Raw genomic sequence first — 17,756 nt, forward strand, 5'->3', positions numbered from 1 at the left:
CCACTAAGCCAGATTTTTCGACTATTATTTCTTCCGATACTGTCGATTGTAGCACTTGGAGTTACTCTAAATTACAAGTGAAACAGAGCCACTTTTTAAGAGTCAAATCATGTAATTCCATAGGGTGCTCTGATTGGAGTTATTCAAAATGGGAAGTGCCCGCTGAGGCACTGTTACCGCCTTTTGCTAGCTACCCTTTGACATCAACCGCAAATCTAACGACCAATATTTCCCTCAAATACTCAAATGTTCCAAATGCAACTGGCTACGAAGTTCAAGTAGCCACTGTTTCGGATACTGATTTCAAAAGTCCGATTTTTCAATCTACTTCTGCCAACACAAGTATCTTGGCAAAAATGACCTTTGTAACTAATCAACTGAAATGGAGAGTTCGCGCCTATAACGAAACAGCAAAAAGTGCTTGGTCCGAACCTCAGTTTATCATGGTGAGTAATCCTAGTAATTTTATTTCGACTAAATATATGTCCGAAAATTCAGTTTTGAAGGTACTCGAATATTCAGGAAATTATATTAATAATCAGTCTGTAATCAAATTAACAGTTGCAAAGGATTCTATTTTTAAACAAATTATTTGTACCAAAAACGCCCAAAATATTGCCGCTAAATCAACTTATACTTATTCGTTTTGGTTAGATTCGCTCCAAACCAATCAAACTTACTATGTAAAAGTTGAAGAAATCTATCAAGAGCCAGAGTATCTGCTCAATATCCCCAAAGGCGTAATTTCTACTACATTTTCGAGTTTTGTGTTCAAAGGGACCTCGCAATTCTCTCAAATTTCATATTTTGGAAAAGACAATAATCCAGACCTCGCCAACTCTATCAACGCCGTCGAAATTAGAGAGCGTGAAATAGTGGCACAAAATGCAAGAGGCATTTTTACTATCCAAGTCGGTAATCTTCAAGTAAAAACTTTTGACCATGCCAATACAACCGGTGCTATCGGAAATCAAAATTTTGGACTGTCTCTAAATGGTCAAGATCAGTCTATCAAAACTATCCAGCTACTCGGGAAACGCAATATTCCAAATAGTTCTTTGGTCTATGCGTTAAGGAAACTTGAGCCCTCAACTGGCAAGATGCTCTCTTCTGTTGAACTTTCGAACACTGATAATATTACGCCTTCCGTTTTTGATTATGCTAATCAAATTGTTTATGGGTATTCGGAGGCAAAATCGTCGATGGTTTTAGGTAAAATTCAGCATGATAGTCTTCAAACTATATTCACTTTCCAAAGCACTGAAACAAATACCTATTTCCAAGCACCTGTTTGGAGTAGCAATACTGTTTGGGTACAATTATACAAATACAATTCAAATAGTCGTGAACTCTGGCAATATGATTGGACTACCAAACAACTTAAAGTATTCACCAAAAATGAACTTCCGCAACTTGCTTCAGCAATCACACAAACCTTTGTAGATAGCAAAGGGGTACTTTTCTTACTTCAAAACGGTAGAGTCACAAAATACGATGGAACCAATTGGGAAGTCCAAAGTTTTACGGCGTTCTCGAGACCTGCTTATATTACCGAAGACCAGCAACAAAATATTTATGTTTATGATGCAGGGAGAATTTTTAAATACGTAGATGGTAACTGGAGCAAAGTCGGCGATATCTCACTAAACACGACAGGGTTAACAAAAATACTAGCCGACTCGAAAGGAAATATCTGGTTTCAATATCCCAATTTTTTAATAAGGTTTAATACTTGTTCTGCTGTACCAAGTCAACCAAACGTAACAGCACAAAATCCGACTATTGAATATGGGCAGTCGGTACAGTTGAGTGCAAAAGGTTGTACACAAGTCAATTGGTCCTGGAGTAACAAAATTGATGGAGCACAACAAAAAATGACATCTTCGGCTCCCTTAACCGTGATTCCTAGCACGAGCACAACCTTTACTGCAATTTGTGAAAGTAATGGCTGTGCCAGCAACCCAGTGAATACCACGATAAATGTAATTCCTGTAATCAAGTTTGATAGCAAACAAGTCCAGACGATTTGTACCAAAGATTCGGTAAAAATTATAGCAAAGGTATTTGGTGAGCTTCCTTCAAACGAAAGCTTTTTGATGCAGGTTAAATTCGCCAATGGTAATTCACAAATTATAAAGCCCACTAAACAAGAGCTGATTGGCCTTCAAGAGTTTAGAATTACAGAATTAGGACAAAAATTTGGTTCAGGAGTTTTTCAGGTTAGTCTCAAAGGCCAAAATTCTGGAATCATTTCAAAAGATACGCTTTGGGCCAAGATTGGCAATATACCACAGATTAGTGTAATGGGCGATACGGTATGTGCTGGCGAGCCTGCACAAATCAGTGTTAGAGGTGGTAATACTTACTTTTGGACAGGACCAAACGGATTCAGTTCTTCCAACAGCTCGATTGTATTTAATAAAACACTTAGTGAAAACTCGGGGACATATTTCGTAAAAATTTCTGATGAAAACGGATGCACCAATTCTGCTCAAACATGGCTAATGGTAAAGGCATCTCCTCAAATTGAAGCAAGCTTTCAAGAAGATGTGGTAACTCATTCGCTCATGTTAAGTGCTTCGGGAGGAACCAAGTATCTTTGGCAAGGGCCTAATCAATTCTCGTCCACAAGTGCCAGAGCAGTCATAGAAAATGTTACCGCTGCAAATGCCGGAACCTATACGGTAAGAGCTTGGGGAAACAATGGTTGTTCAAACTTTTCTCAATTAAAGGTTACGCTGGCTATGCCTTTGGGATTTGAGGCAGAGTTAAGTCAAAATTTGATAGCATATCCAAATCCAGCTAAGGAATTGATCAATTTAAAGAGTTCGCTATCAGGCGAAATTGAGGTTAAATTAGTAGATATGACGGGGAATATTGTATTTGAAAGTAATTTCAGAGATACATTACAAATCACAACCAGCCAATTCAATAGAGGTGTATATCTCATTTGGTTCCAAACGTCTAAAGACCGTCAGGCGCAAAAAATGATTCTTGAATAAAGATGCAAAAGCAACGATGCTTTTGAGTAAAGTAGTACAAGGCGCAAACCATTGGCAATAGTTAGACAATGTTTTACTAAAGGAAAAACATGAGTCATTCCCATTTTAGCATTTTAATAATAATGTTAAAATAGAAATGACTCATATTGGAGTTTTAGTAAGTAATCGAGCAAAACTTGAAGTAAGTTTTGTGTTTTCAGGCTATATAAAAGTATCGCACTTTCTCATTTTGGCGAGCAATCAAATATCTCAGCATACTTTAACAGAATTCTTTTACTTACCAGTATATGCATTTAGCGGATTTACCACTAACGAATAACTTCTTTTGCTAAGTTTGAAAAAACGATTACCACTCCATCTCCAAATAACAAAGTCCTCTCTCCTATCAATACCCTGGGTTTTGTTGAAGTACCCCATCCTTGTTCAATTGAATTTCATTCAATGGAATAGGTAGCAACAAATGCTTATCAGCAATGCCTTGTACTGGATTCACTGCGCTATTGGCGTTCAAGCGTTTTACTCTATCTACCAATTTTTTAGTGCGCATTAAAGTCATACGACGATTTTCTTCGCCAATTAACTCTCTTGCTCTTTCATCCAAAATAAAATCTAAAGACATATCACTAGCCGAAACTTGTCCTTGTGCAGGGTAGTTTACAAATGCTCTAGCGCGAAGCACATTTATGGTATTGGCAGCATCTTGCAATTTGCCTTGCTGTACTTGTGCCTCCGCCAACAATAGGTAGGTCTCGCCTAAACGCATCAAGATAAAGTCTTTGATCATGGCAAAACCAAAGGTGTCGTTTGGATCAAACTGATACCATTTTGTAGTATGAGGTGCCAAGTTGAACAAAGTATCTGTTCCAGCGTAAGGTACAGGTTTGCCATAAGTAGCGGTCTGCGCTGGGTCATTGTACACATAGCGACGACGAATATTGTTTGAAGAGTTACGAATATCGCCATCCTTGTATAAATTATAAATCACCCAGTTACTCAATCTCAAACGACCCAAAGCACGACCTCCAGTTGAATCAGAAAGAGACATACCTCTTACATTATGGTAGGCTGCGCCCCAAACACGTCGCTGCTGGGCACTTCCTGTATTACCACCTACCACAGTACTTGGGTTCTCTTGTTCTAATACCCAAATTGCTTCCGTATTCCCCTGAATCCTACGTTGATTACCGTAGACAAACATATCTGAATAATAATCACCTTTTAAATTGGTTTTGATGCCGTAGCGATTTTTTACCAACTTGAATTTACCGCTGTCAATAATTGCTTTTAGTTGTGTTTCAGCTAACTCAGGTTTACCCATTCTCAAATACACCTCGCCTAATAACTGCATAGCCATATACTTATTGGCACGACCATAAAGTTTACCCTTGGTATTACTTTTTACCTCTTCGATGTCAGGCAAGTTTGCAATAGCAAAACTTAGGTCAGATACAATTTGATTGTTTACCTCATCAACAGAGGCACGGGTAAAGTCAGTTTTAGGAGCAGTTAGCGCCTGAGTCAATAATGGAACACCTCCAAAACATGTAGCTAAGTTATTATAGGCATAAGCTCTAAAAAACTTGGCTTCAGCACTCATTTTATTTTTCCCAACTGAAGTAATATTCTTCAAGTTTGGAGAGTCCAATGAGTTGATGATAATATTGGATAAGTTGATTAAAATAAAATTTCGATCCCATGTACGAGCTGCAGCGCCATCGGTTGGTGTCAACAAATTGTAATTATAATAAGGGATTTCGATACCTTGCTGATTGGCAGTGGCATTGGCCACGTCGGTACCTACTTGCCAGACACTCACCCAACCTTGCTGGTCGGACCAGGTAAAAATCGTACTTGTATGGTTGTATAACCCCACAAGAGAGGCCTCCACCCCCAACGAATCATTTAGGGTAGCAGGTGTATAAGAAGAAAATGGCTTTTCTGCTAAAAAGGAATCTTTACAGGCCGCAGTACCCAGTGCAAGCGCCAATAAAGCTATATTTTTTAGTTTTTTCATGGAAATCAATTTTTAAATGAGGATTTAGTCCCGTGATGGTTGGCTATAAATTGTCACAAGATGACCTAAGTATTTCTGCAAAATAAATTTTGGTAGACAGTCCTAGCATTCAGCAAAATAGATCTATTGCTGTGAAAAATTTGCCTTTTGACTGACAAGCAAACTCTAATTATGCACGATTACTAAAGTGCTATTTCAAGCTAACATTCAAGCCTAATACCAACTGACGTGTCAAAGGATAGTTGTTTGTCCAGTCGCCCGAACCTCTTTGCGATTGCGAGGACTCGGGGTCCCAGCCAATCCAATTGGTAAAGGTGTACAGGTTACGACCACTAGCATATACAGTCAATCCACCCAAACCAAGTTTATCTAAAATCGTTGGAGTGAAAACATAGCTCAACGTCACGTCCTTGATTCTTGTGAAACTAGCATCAGAAGCATAGCCATATCCTCTTGGGTTTTTGTAGGCCAAAGAAGGACGAGTTTGGCTCATATTTTCTGCTGTCCAATAGCCTACATCAATAGGAGTATTTCTTTTACCCGTCTCATCGGCGTAGGTCAAGTCATTGTTATTGCGTGTTACACCTTGAACTGTCTGAATAAATACATTCAAATGCAGGTTTTTGTAGTGGAAAGTATTGGTTAAACCTCCTGTCCATTTTGGAGCTGTTTGTCCTAAAATGATGCGGTCTTCTGCCGTAATTTTACCATCTCCATTCGTATCGGCAAATTTCAAATCACCAGCTACAGCGCCAGGGTCTTGTTTAGAGGCATCCTCCCCTTTTTGCCATACTCCTACCATTTTATAGTCATATATCACGCTGATAGGTTGACCAATAAACCAACGGTTACCCAAGTCGTCTTTTTTGTCACCATACAAGTCTACAATTTTGTTTTGGTTAGAAGCAAAAACCAAGGTTGTTTCCCATTTAAAATCCCCCTTGGTGACGTTACGAGTATTCAAGGTTAGTTCGATACCTGTGTTGGAAGTTTCGCCAAGGTTGTCAAATACATTATAATAACCTGTAATAATTGGTAGGCTTCTCTGCAAAAGAATACCTGTGGTATTGTTTTTATACAATTCCAAACTACCGTTAATTCTATTGTTGAAAATACCGAAATCTACCCCGATGTTGCGGCTCAAGGTACTTTCCCATTGAAGGTTTCCATTACCTAAGTTGCCTGCTAATGCACCAATTGTGCTCAAACCATTAAATGGCGCACGAACAATATTGTTAGTTGTAATAGTACGGTATACCGAAATAGCTTCGTTACCCGATTGACCAACCGATAAGCGCAATTTTAGGTTATTGATAATACGGTTGTTTTTCATGAAGTTTTCATTCATCATGTTCCAACCGAAAGCTACCGAAGGAAACAAACCATATTTGGAGGTATTGGCGCCAAAAACAGAGGAACCATCACGACGAGCTGTTACCGTAAATAGATATCTGCTATCATAAGAGTAGTTTACTCGCAACATTTGAGAGTTAAGACCATAACGATCAGCATAAGAAGAACTTGATTGGGTAGCTCCTGCACCGATAGCATTGAAGCCCAACTCGTCATTGACAAAACCAGTAGCCCTTGCGGTAGCTTCATTGTATTGGCGTTGTTGCGCTGAGTAAAGTGCCGTTAAGTCAAGATGATGTTTGTCCCAGTCTTTGGTATATGAGAGAATGTTTTCAAGAGTAAAGCTGTTGGTTTGCGAGTAAAAGGAATTGGCTGTTCCCAACAAATCATTGGCTTGTCGACCAGTGTACGAGCCAGTATGTTTAGGAATAAAAGAGTACCCTAAGTTCATACGATACTTCAATCCTGTTAATTTTCCACCAAACTTGATTTCTCCATAAGCATTCCCATTCAGGTTGGTATTGCCATCTACACGGCTTGTTGTGAGACCCAACATAGGGTTTGTATACAACTGTTCAGGAAACATTGGATAAATCGTATAGGTACCATCATTGTTGTAAATCTGACCATAAGGACTCATGGCAGATGCGTTCAACAAATTGGTGCGCCCTCCGTCGTAATTGTTGTTATTGATAAACAACGATGTTCCGACAGTCAAAAAATCAGTTACGTTAATATCTAAGTTTGAACGAAAACTAATTCTTTTGTATTGATACCCTTTGATAACTCCTTTTTGATTAAGATAGTCACCACCGATATAGTATTTTACGTTGGGTGTACCTCCAGAAATACTCAAATTGTGGTTTTGCATAATACCCGTTTGGCTTGCCAAATCCAACCAATCAGTCTCAATCCCTTTGTTATAATTTGTTAGCTCATTGTAGTTTGGTACAGGGCTAGTTTGAGTCTGACCCGTTTGAGACAAGAAATCCTTATATTTTTGCAAATATTCGGCACCATTTCTTGGGCGAAGCACATGCGCAAAATCTTCGATACCCGTATAATTACTGTAACGAATAGAAGGCTTACCAGTTTTACCACGTTTGGTAGTAATCAGTATAACACCATTGGCTCCATTGGTACCATAAATTGCAACGGCAGAGGCATCTTTCAAAATCTCCATCGATTCGATATCGTTGGGGTTGATATCATTCAAGGACCCGCCAGTCTTACTTAGAGGAATACCATCGACTACCACAAACGGACCCGAGCCTGCATTGATAGAGTTTTGACCACGAACAATTGTAGATGGCTCAGAGCCTGGTATCGATGAAGACTGTGATACATTGACCCCAGCTACCGAACCTTGAACGGCCTGCATAACGTTAGTAACAGGTAATTGCGAAAGGCGACTTTTTGGTACAGATGCCACAGAACCCGTAATATCTGAACGCTTTTGGGTACCATAACCCACAACAACTACCTCATCCAAAGATTTGGTATCGGCCTTCAATTGCACATTTACTACACTTCTCCCTCCTACGGTTGTTTCCTGAGTAGTAAAACCTACGTAGGTAACTACCAGTACCACTTCTTTCGAATCATCAACTTTTAAGGTAAAATTACCTTTAGCATCTGTATTTGTGCCAATACTTGTACCTTTTACAGCCACACTCGCACCTGGCAAGCCCTCTCCTTTTTCATCAGTAATCTGACCTGTAATTGTTTTTTCTTTCAGCGTATTTACGCTCTGTGTAGGCTTGCTGCTGTTTAGATTTACTACAAGACTATTGGCTTGCAGATGTTTCACACTAAACACAAGACTACATAATAGTAACCATTTGATTTTCATAGGCTCCTAGTGTTTGATTGGGATTTTTATTGAATTAGAAGAATTTGAGGAAATACTTGCTTTGTGTCTAAAAAAGAGTAAATCCCACATTTGAATAATGCAAAACTACAGGGTCTGTCTGGTCTTGGAGGGGGATTTTTTCGTCAAAAACGGGGGAGAAAATCACAGAGACTTTATTTGTGTTATTTTTACACAATTTTGTTTAAAATTTAGTTTTTCTACAAAATAAAACAGTAACCATATTACACCTTTTGCTTATAATTAGGATGATGTGTTGACGATCGAAAGAAGTAATTATGATGAAATTTTTAAAATCACTAATGACCTTGTGGCTGATGCTTCAGGTATCCAATCAGCTAAGGGCACAAAGCAATTCAACTAAGTTTCAATTTGAACACCTTACCGTTAATGAGGGATTACCTCATAGCGATGCCATGAGTGTTGTAGAGGACAATTTGGGTTTTATCTGGGTAGGTACAAACGATGGGATTGCAAGGTATGATGGTTTCGAATTAAAAAAATATACCCTCCCCGTAAATCCACTTAATGGCTTAACTTCCAATAGGATTCAAACGCTGCATAAGGATTGGGATGGTAATATTTGGTATGGTGCAGAACGTGCAGGACTCGGAATTTATGATGCCTATCATGACCGATTCAATAGCATCTTTGTAGATACCGACGCAAGCGTAGATAAAAAATTGCTTTTGAGCCTTCGAGCGTCGAGCGTTCTATCACTCGCTTCGGATAGATTGGGTCATTTGTATGCTGGTACTCGAGATGGCGTGTTTGTTCTTACATTGAATCCAGAAAAAAAACTACTCCAACTCAAAAGACTGGCGCTGCCCGACGGTCAATTGGTATACTCTACCAATGATATAGTGGTAGATAGCCAACAGCAGGTGTGGATAGCTACCGCAAAATTGGGTTTATTCTTTTTGAAAACAGCTCAACAAAATTCTTTGCAACCAACTCCCTTTCCCAAAGAAACAATTCGTGCCGTACATTTCGATTCAAAAGGTACTTTATGGATTGGGACAACCAATCATCTCTATTTTGTAAGCACCGAAGAGCAACGTTTATTTCAAAATTTTCAAATGCATAAAATACCTTTTTTCGTAGAAGATATTGAGTGCATTCATAAAGATTCGTTCAATAGACTTTGGGTAGGAACCAACTTCGGTTTATTCTTTTGGGAAGACGCATCCAATCCCAACAAGGTTTTGACCAATCGACCACAAATATTTTTACCAAAAGATGATAATCCTCATAGTATTAATTCTGCAAGAATTCATCAGGTATATGAAGATTCTAATCAAATTTTGTGGTTAGCAGCTTCAGCTGGAGGCCTCAATAAAGTAGATTTACGACGAAAACCATTTGAAATTTTGCAAAGAAGGTATTTTCAAAAACCAACGCTGCCCAATAATTATGTGAATGCCGTATTGAAAGACCCCGAGCACAACGGTTTGTGGATTGGAACAAGAAATGGTTTTTCCTATTATAAATTTGAGTCAAAAACTTATACCAACTATGCCAATAGGCAGGCGGATGGAGATGCCACAGGTATTGAGGTTTCTTCTTTGTTTAAAGACTCTCAAGGTACGTTATGGGTAGGTACGAGATACAATGGGCTTTATCTACTTCGCAAGGGACAACTCCAGAAACTTCACTTTTCGAAAGAAAAAAATATTCCTTCCACAAGTATCGAAAGTATAATCGAAACTTCTGATGGTGCGATTTGGGTGGCTACTTTCGAGAGCGGTATGCTACAATTTGATAAATCAGGGAATTTACTTGAAGTATTTTCTTCTTCGAACCATAATTTTCCAGCTCGACAATTCACACACCTATTGTATGACCAATCAAAGGAACATATTTGGGCCAGCACTCGAGATATGGGGGTATTCTTGTTTCAACTAAAAGGCAAAAAGCCCCATTTGCTTCAAAAATTTAGCTTTAAAGAACATAATCCGAATTCTTTAAGTGTAAATTTTGCATGGCAGAAAATCCTCGACCCCAACGGAGCTGTGTGGGTGGGTACAATCGGAGGAGGATTAAATAAAATAGAACCACTCAAAAACGGTAAATACTTCGTAAAAAGGATTAACATTCCAGAATCTAATGTAGAAGGATTGGTGCAAGATCAACGGGGAAATTTATGGATAGGAGGTTCGGGATTAGGTCGTTTTACCCCTAATACTGGTCAATGGGTTCATTATGACGTAGCAGATGGGATTCAAAGCAATTCATTTAAAGTAGGAGCAGCTTGTAAAGATAGCGCAGGAAAAATATACATGGGGGGCATCAAAGGTCTTACGTATTTTGACCCATTGAAAATACAGCCCAATAAGCAAAACTTGCCCGTTCGATTTACGAACCTAAAAATCTTTAATCAGGTGGTGAATGTTGGACAAGAGTTGAATAATCGTGTAATTCTTCCAAAGCCATTTCACAGGCTTGAAGAATTGGAAATTCATGCAGACGAGAATGATTTCTCCCTTGAATTTGTGGGTCTTAATTTTACGAACCCCGCCAAAACTACCTATTCTTACAAATTGAACGGGTATAATCCTAATTGGATTTATGTGGGCTCCAAAGCAAGAGTGGCCAGTTTTGCTAATTTGCCAGCTGGAACTTACCAATTGTACGTCAGAGCACATAATGGAGAGGGACAATGGTCAAAAATTGAATCTATATCGATACATGTTTTACCACCCTGGTATCAAACTTGGTGGGCTTATTTCTTGTATTTATTTCTCATTGTATCAGGATTGTACCTTTACCAACAAAACACACTAAAACATCAAAAACTACAAAATGATTTAGCCCTTGAGACCTTTAAAACTGAAAAGGAAAAGGAGTTGACCGATTTAAAACTTCGTTTTTTTACAAATGTTTCACACGAACTACGAACGCCATTAACATTGATTTTGGGGCCTCTCGAAGAAATGATAACCTTGCCAAGTCCGTTTAGAGGTAAATTGGCCTTGGTGCATCAGCAAAGTAAAAAACTGTATGAGCTGGTAAATCAACTTTTGGAGTTTCGCAAAATAGAAACAGGTAATGTGAGTATTACGGCTCGCAAAGAACAGATTGTTCCTTTGCTGAGAGAAGTTTTACTTATTTTTCAGATGAAATCTGAAGAACAAAGTATCAATTACCAAATAAACCTGCCACATGAGGAGTTTGAAATGTATTTTGACTCTTCAAAAGTTGAAATCATTATTACCAATCTTTTATCAAATGCCTTCAAATACACTCCTTTTGGCGGACAAATTAAGATTGAAGTACTCGTAAAAGGCAATTGGAAGGAGGCAGCTGTTTTTGAAAGCAACCAACTTTTAGATAATTATCTTGAAATCCATATCCAAGACTCAGGCATCGGCATGAAGCCAGAGGCTTTGACCAAAATATTTGACCCTTATTTCCAAGCTTCTCATACCGAAACCTTGAACTTGGTAGGAACAGGTATTGGCTTATCTTTAGTAAAGCAATTCGTAGAGGCGCATTCGGGTGAAATTATCGTAACAAGTTCCCCTCAAAATGGCACTTTATTCACAGTAAAACTCCCCTTTGGCTCAACACACTTAAGTCCTGAGCAAATAGTTACGGATGCTTCATCAGATTCGCTTTCGTGGTTACAATCAGCTCCCTTAGTTTCTCAGGAAAAAGAAATAGGACAAGCGGAAACCAAATTACAGAAATTACTTATTGTGGAAGATAACCCAGAAGTTAGGCAGTATGTCCAAAAGCTTTTCGAAAGTCAATATCAAACCTTTACCGCTATCGACGGAATAGATGGCTTGGAAAAAACTTTACAAATCATGCCAGATATCATCATAAGCGATGTAATGATGCCCAAAATGGATGGCATGGAATTTTGCAAAAAAATCAAACAAAACCCTAAAATCTCCTACATACCAGTTGTACTCCTGACGGCACGCTCTGCAGCAACGCACCATATAGAAGGCCTAGAAAATGGTGCCGATGAATATTTATCAAAACCTTTTCATCCGCAATTACTTCAAAGTAAAATCAATAGCCTTTTACACAACCGATTGTTGATGAGAGAATATTATCAGAAGCAGATTTTGCTTCAGCCTAGTGCAGTTTCGATACCTGATGATACCAAAAGTTTTTTGGAGAAAGCCATGAAAATTGTGGAAGAAAATCTCGGTAATCCCAACTTTAACGTTCAAGAATTAGTGCGGGAAATGGCGATGAGTCAGTCAGGTTTTTATCGTCAAATCAAATCAATAACAGGTCAGACGGTAGTGGAGTTTATTCGTGATATACGATTAAAAAGAGCTGCTCAACTATTAATAAGTACAGATTTGAGAGTTCAAGAAGTTGCGACCATGGTGGGGATAGAGGATGCCAAATACTTTAGAAAAATGTTTCAGCAAATCTATGAGTTGGCGCCGTCGGAATATGCCAAACAGTTTAAGAAAACGAAGTAATTGAACAATTTTTATAAGTAAATATTTGAAGTTTATTTCATACCTACAATTTTCGTTGCTTAATATATTGTTTATCAGAATTTTAAATTGATTTATTGTAATTTTTATTTATTTTTAAAAAAATTTAATATTGAATGAATCTAAACTTGTAATTATTTCGTTAGTCTTTTGACGGCAGAAAAACCTAAGTAAGCAAACCAACAATTTCCCATAAAATATTGATGAAAATTTTAATTGCAGAAGATGAACCACTACTTCGCAAACTTTTGAAGGATAAATTCGAAAAAAATGACTGTACCGTATACAGTGCAAAAGATGGTTTAGAAGCCATTGAAATATTCGGAAGCCTTGAACCAGACTTGGTTATTACAGATTTGAATATGCCGTTTGCAAGTGGACGGGAGTTGATTCTTCATATCCGAGAAAATTTCGCTGAAAATACGCCAATTCTAGTATTATCCTCCACCAACAATGAAAGCACGATTAAAGATGTTTTTGATTTAGGTGCTAATGATTTTGTAGAAAAACCCTTTAGAATGAATGAACTTTTACTTAGAGTCAAGCGATTAGCCAATTTTAATTGAGATGGCATACACTTTTCGATAAAACTTTAAACTTTACAACCGTCCTTACATATTACTGTTTTAATCAGAAACCCAAATCTTCGTAAGGAGATTTGGGTTTCGCTTTTAATTTGAATTGGATTCAAAAATAGAAAAATGGCAAAATTTGTAAACCAGTTGCTTTAGGTAGAATTCCTCATTCAAACTCGAATATTTCTATAGAGCAAAGCCTATTGCCTATTGTCTAATGCATGAATATCTTTCAAATACAACTCCTTCAATTGTTCATAGAAAGAGTGTCTAGAAATATAATTGGCAATGATATTTGCCATAAATCCACCGATTAACAAGAAAAATATAATAGAATGACGGTCTGTCATTTCAAAAATAATGATAGCACTAGTAAAGGGCGCTCGAGTCACACCAGTCAAAAAAGCCGTCATTCCAATCAAAATCAATAAGTTTGCGCTACCGCCTGTGAGATGGAGTATTTGAGCAATATATGCGCCAACTGTAGCGCCAGCGCTAAGAGAGGGAGCAAACACACCTCCTGCACCACCAAACCCAAAAGAGGTCATTAATCCTGCTATTCGGACAAAGGGCAGATACCACTCCACTGTTTTATAATTGGTAAAAAGTACTCTTTCCATAATTTCTTTGCCCGAACCCATGGCTTCGAAGCCTAAAAAATAAATGGAGCTGGCAATGATTAATCCACATACGATCATCACCATTATTTTCTTTGAAACAGAAGAGAGAGCATTAAAATACTGCATAAACTTTAGCAAGAGCACACACATTTTGGCTCCAAGATACCCTGCCAGTAGACTTGCCAATATGATTCCTAGTATAACTTTACTCCCCTCAAAACTAGTTTTGGGCATACCCAAATACAAATAAGAACCTCCTAATCCTTGAGCAGCCAAACCTGCTGTTATTACTGCGACAAATAGCGGAGTCTTATAGTATTTGATATGGAATTTGGATAATTCTTCAATCGCAAAAATCACCCCACCAAGAGGAGTATTAAAGGCTGCGGCCAAACCTGATGCGGCTCCAGCAATAATCATATTTTTTTCAGAAATATTAACCCACCATTTGGGCAAGATTTTTTTAATTTCTAAAAAAATCGAACTCCCAATTTGAATGGTAGGACCTTCCCTCCCAACAATCCCCCCACCGAGCACCTTGACGGCGCTTGAAATAATCTTTACAAAAATGATTCTTAATCCAACAAACGAACGAATCATAGATTTTTCCTGAGGGGTTGTGAGCTCGAGCGCAGCCATCACCTGCGGAATCCCACTCCCTTTGGTGTACGGGGCAAATTGATAGGCAATCCACCATGAAAATAAAAAAGTGAGAGGGGTAATAATGAACACACTAACAGGATAATGTTCAAATACTTGCGAAGCAAAATGCTCTGCATAGCCAAAAATTTTACTGTACAAAAAAGCGACAACACCTGTCAAAATAGCCCCAAGTAAGTAAGGTAATACCTGTAAGCCTTGCTTTTGAAGCAGTTGATTAGTTGTGGTTGTTCTGTCGGCTACTTCAACAAGATATCTCCAGAGGTATTGGCCTACATAATGGGTTTTGATTTTTATTAAAATTCTCTTCGCTCTAAAATTCACAGTCCGTTTTCATTTTTATATTAAATTGTTTGGCTCAAAATTAACCAATTTTAGCACCTACAATTATTAGAATTTTGTTAGTTCGAAAGAAATATAAGTCTAATTTTAGTGCTAAGTCGTTTGCATTAGGAAACAGGTCTATACATTTTCATAACATCCCTTCTTGCTTTAGCCGAGAGTTTTGGGAGGTGGGCTTTTTGAAAAAAGCATTTCTGTAATAATTAATAAACATGTTATAAGCTTTGCCTATTTGCCTCATGCTCAATAATTAATGTGTTAGACCATTCGTAATCCTAAAATTATACTCAAAACTCATTAATAACAACTCAGCACTCATACTTAATGCCTCAATTAAATCTTTTAAGAAAGTCATAAATCGATAATTCAATTCAACCATTTTCTCATTTAATCTCATCTTATCAGAATCATTTTGTAATTTTGTACTTTGTTAAGATAATTGAGAATCGATTTCTCATTTTTTGACTAGTATCTCATTTTATAATTCTCATATACTAAGGAATGCTTACTGTATCGAATGTATCGCTCCGTTTTGGAAAACGGGTACTTTTTGAAGAAGTTAATATTAAATTCACTGAAGGCAACTGTTATGGCTTGATTGGAGCAAACGGTGCTGGAAAGTCTACTTTCTTAAAAATTCTCTCTGGTGAATTAGATTCTCAAACCGGGTCTGTTTCAATGAATCCAGGAGAACGTATGTCCATTTTGAAGCAGAACCACTTCGAATATGAAGAGTTCACAACTCTGCAAGCGGTAATGATGGGAAACAAACGCCTATATGACATTATGCTTGAAAAGGACGCCATTTACATGAAAGAGGATTTTACGGAGGAAGATGGTAATCGTGCGGCCGATCTTGAAGCTGAGTTTGCCGAAATGAATGGATGGGAAGCTGAGTCGGATGCAGGTATGTTATTGAGCGGACTCGGTATTAAAGAAGATGTTCATCAAGTTTTGTTAAAAGACCTTAGCGGTTCTGAAAAAGTAAAAGTCCTTTTGGCACAAGCGCTATTTGGTGCACCAGATATTTTGCTACTAGACGAACCAACCAACAACTTAGATATTGAATCTATTATGTGGTTGGAGAATTTCCTTCAGAACTTCAAAAATACGGTAATTGTTGTCTCTCACGACCGTCACTTCCTTGACAACGTTTGTACACATATTGCCGATTTAGATTATGGAAAGATTCAGCTTTACGGAGGAAACTATACATTCTGGTACGAATCTTCGCAGTTGGCAGCCCGCCAACGTGCAGACCAGAACAAGAAAAATGATGAAAAACGTAAAGAATTAGAGGAATTTATTCGTCGTTTCTCGGCAAACGTTGCCAAATCAAAACAAGCAACTGCCCGCCAAAAAATGTTGGATAAATTGAAAGTTGAGGATATCAAACCTTCTTCTCGTCGTTATCCGTTTATCAATTTCAAACCCGAACGTGAGGCAGGAGATCAGCTATTGACAGTCGAGAACCTTTCAGCCAAATCAGATGATGGTACATATTTGTTCAAAGATGTTTCATTTACCTTAAATAAAGGGGATAAAATGTCTGTACTTTCAAGAGATTCATTGGCTGTAACAGCGCTATTTGATATTTTGATGGGCGAACGCCAAGCTGATGGTGGAGAGTTTAAGTGGGGAATCACCACCACTCAGGCCTATTTGCCCAATGATAACGCTAAATATTTTGCTGATGCCAGTTTGAACTTGGTAGACTGGCTAAGACAATATTCTGTAGAAAAAGATGAAAGCTTTATTCGTGGTTTTCTAGGAAGAATGTTGTTTTCAGGAGACGAGGCATTGAAAAAATGTACCGTTTTGTCAGGAGGTGAAAAACAACGTTGTATGTTTAGCCGCATGATGCTATCTGGAGCCAATGTACTGCTGTTTGACGAACCAACCAACCACCTTGACTTGGAATCCATTACTGCATTAAACAACGGTATGGTTGATTTTTCTGGAACAATGCTATTCACGTGTCACGATCACCAATTAACTCAAACCGTTGCGACTCGTATCTTGGAATTAGGTTCAAAAGGGTATTTAGACAAACTGATGACATTTGATGATTACATCGCAGATGAGAAAGTCAAATCACAAAAAGAATCTATTTATTAATAGCTCAAAAACACGTCTACTCAAAGAGACGTGTTTTCTTTTATACACACTTACAAAACCCAACTTTTATGAAAAATCTATTTTTTAGTTTTATTGCATTGATTACCCTACTTACTTCATGCAAAAGCAACGACAATCCAACTCCAACAAAAACCAGGGCAGAGTATATTTCTGCAAAGGTTTGGATTATCGATAATTTGACCGTTAATGGCATTATCACGCTCTATCAAAAAGGCAATACTCAAAACTTATACGACCTGTCGAAAGTGTCTTTTAATTTAAACAGTAATGGAACCGTGACAGGTACTGACAACAACGGGAGCAGCATTACAGGAGGGACTTGGGCTTTCAATAGCGACCAAAGTAAAGTTGTCTTAACAAATGTAACGATTCAAGGAGGATTAGCGCTCTCGGGGGAATTTACCATAATTCAGCTCAACGATACCAATTTCGATATTCAAGGAAATGTAACTTATATGGGACAAACTGGGAACGCTGTAGTAAAAATGACTGCCAAATAGTTACCCTAAAGCATCTGATTTTGTGCATATTAGGAATTATTTTCAAAAAAACATCAATAAAATCACTATAAAGTTTGGTATTAACAAAACATTCTTCTAATTTTGCAGTCCCGAAACGATAACAATATCACGGACGGCAAAAAGGTTTCGTAGCTCAATTGGATAGAGCATCTGACTACGGATCAGAAGGTTTGGGGTTCGAATCCCTACGAGACCAC

At 38.0% G+C, this 17,756-nt stretch carries 8 protein-coding genes and 1 tRNA gene; 6 read left to right on the plus strand and 3 right to left on the minus strand.

Annotated features, from left to right (window positions below; translation table 11 throughout):
• Positions 1-3,002 (plus strand): T9SS type A sorting domain-containing protein (locus ACOVQ4_RS08000; protein WP_421820130.1); only part of this gene is annotated, 3,002 nt, incomplete at its 5' end.
• Between the two features lie 385 nt (positions 3,003-3,387).
• Here the strand turns inward: ACOVQ4_RS08000 and ACOVQ4_RS08005 are convergent.
• Complete coding sequence (locus ACOVQ4_RS08005; RefSeq protein WP_421820131.1) at positions 3,388-5,016, minus strand: RagB/SusD family nutrient uptake outer membrane protein; 1,629 nt, start codon at positions 5,014-5,016, stop codon at positions 3,388-3,390.
• A gap of 190 nt (positions 5,017-5,206) precedes the next feature.
• Positions 5,207-8,221: a SusC/RagA family TonB-linked outer membrane protein gene (locus tag ACOVQ4_RS08010; RefSeq protein ID WP_421820132.1), complete on the minus strand. Its 3,015-nt coding sequence runs from the start codon at positions 8,219-8,221 to the stop codon at positions 5,207-5,209.
• Positions 8,222-8,517: 296 nt separating this feature from the next.
• Between ACOVQ4_RS08010 and ACOVQ4_RS08015 the strand changes: the two genes are divergently transcribed.
• Both ACOVQ4_RS08015 and ACOVQ4_RS08020 read left to right on the plus strand, forming a co-directional pair.
• A complete protein-coding gene (locus ACOVQ4_RS08015) occupies positions 8,518-12,684 on the plus strand; it encodes a hybrid sensor histidine kinase/response regulator transcription factor (RefSeq protein WP_421820133.1) in 4,167 nt (1,388 codons plus the stop codon).
• Between the two features lie 221 nt (positions 12,685-12,905).
• Positions 12,906-13,268 (plus strand): response regulator transcription factor, encoded by a 363-nt coding sequence (locus ACOVQ4_RS08020; RefSeq protein ID WP_421820134.1) that lies wholly within the window; start codon positions 12,906-12,908, stop codon positions 13,266-13,268.
• A 209-nt stretch (positions 13,269-13,477) separates the two neighbouring features.
• Here ACOVQ4_RS08020 and ACOVQ4_RS08025 read toward each other — a convergent pair whose 3' ends face one another.
• Positions 13,478-14,881 (minus strand): chloride channel protein, encoded by a 1,404-nt coding sequence (locus ACOVQ4_RS08025; RefSeq protein WP_421820135.1) that lies wholly within the window; start codon positions 14,879-14,881, stop codon positions 13,478-13,480.
• A gap of 519 nt (positions 14,882-15,400) precedes the next feature.
• On the opposite strand from ACOVQ4_RS08025, the gene ACOVQ4_RS08030 reads away from it, so the two are divergent.
• The 3 genes from ACOVQ4_RS08030 to ACOVQ4_RS08040 all read left to right on the plus strand — a co-directional run bounded on the left by ACOVQ4_RS08030 (position 15,401) and on the right by ACOVQ4_RS08040 (position 17,755).
• Complete coding sequence (locus ACOVQ4_RS08030; protein WP_421820136.1) at positions 15,401-17,017, plus strand: ABC-F family ATP-binding cassette domain-containing protein; 1,617 nt, start codon at positions 15,401-15,403, stop codon at positions 17,015-17,017.
• 68 nt (positions 17,018-17,085) lie between these two features.
• Positions 17,086-17,538, plus strand: a complete 453-nt coding sequence (locus ACOVQ4_RS08035; RefSeq protein WP_421820137.1) for a hypothetical protein — start codon at positions 17,086-17,088, stop codon at positions 17,536-17,538.
• 143 nt (positions 17,539-17,681) lie between these two features.
• A tRNA-Arg gene (locus tag ACOVQ4_RS08040) sits at positions 17,682-17,755 on the plus strand.
• Position 17,756 lies beyond the last annotated feature (1 nt).

Source organism: Flectobacillus sp. (genome assembly GCF_049240685.1).
Taxonomy (GTDB): domain Bacteria; phylum Bacteroidota; class Bacteroidia; order Cytophagales; family Spirosomataceae; genus Flectobacillus.

What these genes read in the sequence shown, in the direction of transcription:
- ACOVQ4_RS08005 (WP_421820131.1), bottom strand. Translation starts at nt 5,016, where the DNA reads ATGAAAAAACTAAAAAATATAGCTTTATTGGCGCTTGCACTGGGTACT.
- ACOVQ4_RS08030 (WP_421820136.1), top strand. Translation starts at nt 15,401, where the DNA reads ATGCTTACTGTATCGAATGTATCGCTCCGTTTTGGAAAACGGGTACTT.
- ACOVQ4_RS08035 (WP_421820137.1), top strand. Translation starts at nt 17,086, where the DNA reads ATGAAAAATCTATTTTTTAGTTTTATTGCATTGATTACCCTACTTACT.
- ACOVQ4_RS08015 (WP_421820133.1), top strand. Translation starts at nt 8,518, where the DNA reads ATGATGAAATTTTTAAAATCACTAATGACCTTGTGGCTGATGCTTCAG.
- ACOVQ4_RS08010 (WP_421820132.1), bottom strand. Translation starts at nt 8,221, where the DNA reads ATGAAAATCAAATGGTTACTATTATGTAGTCTTGTGTTTAGTGTGAAA.
- ACOVQ4_RS08020 (WP_421820134.1), top strand. Translation starts at nt 12,906, where the DNA reads ATGAAAATTTTAATTGCAGAAGATGAACCACTACTTCGCAAACTTTTG.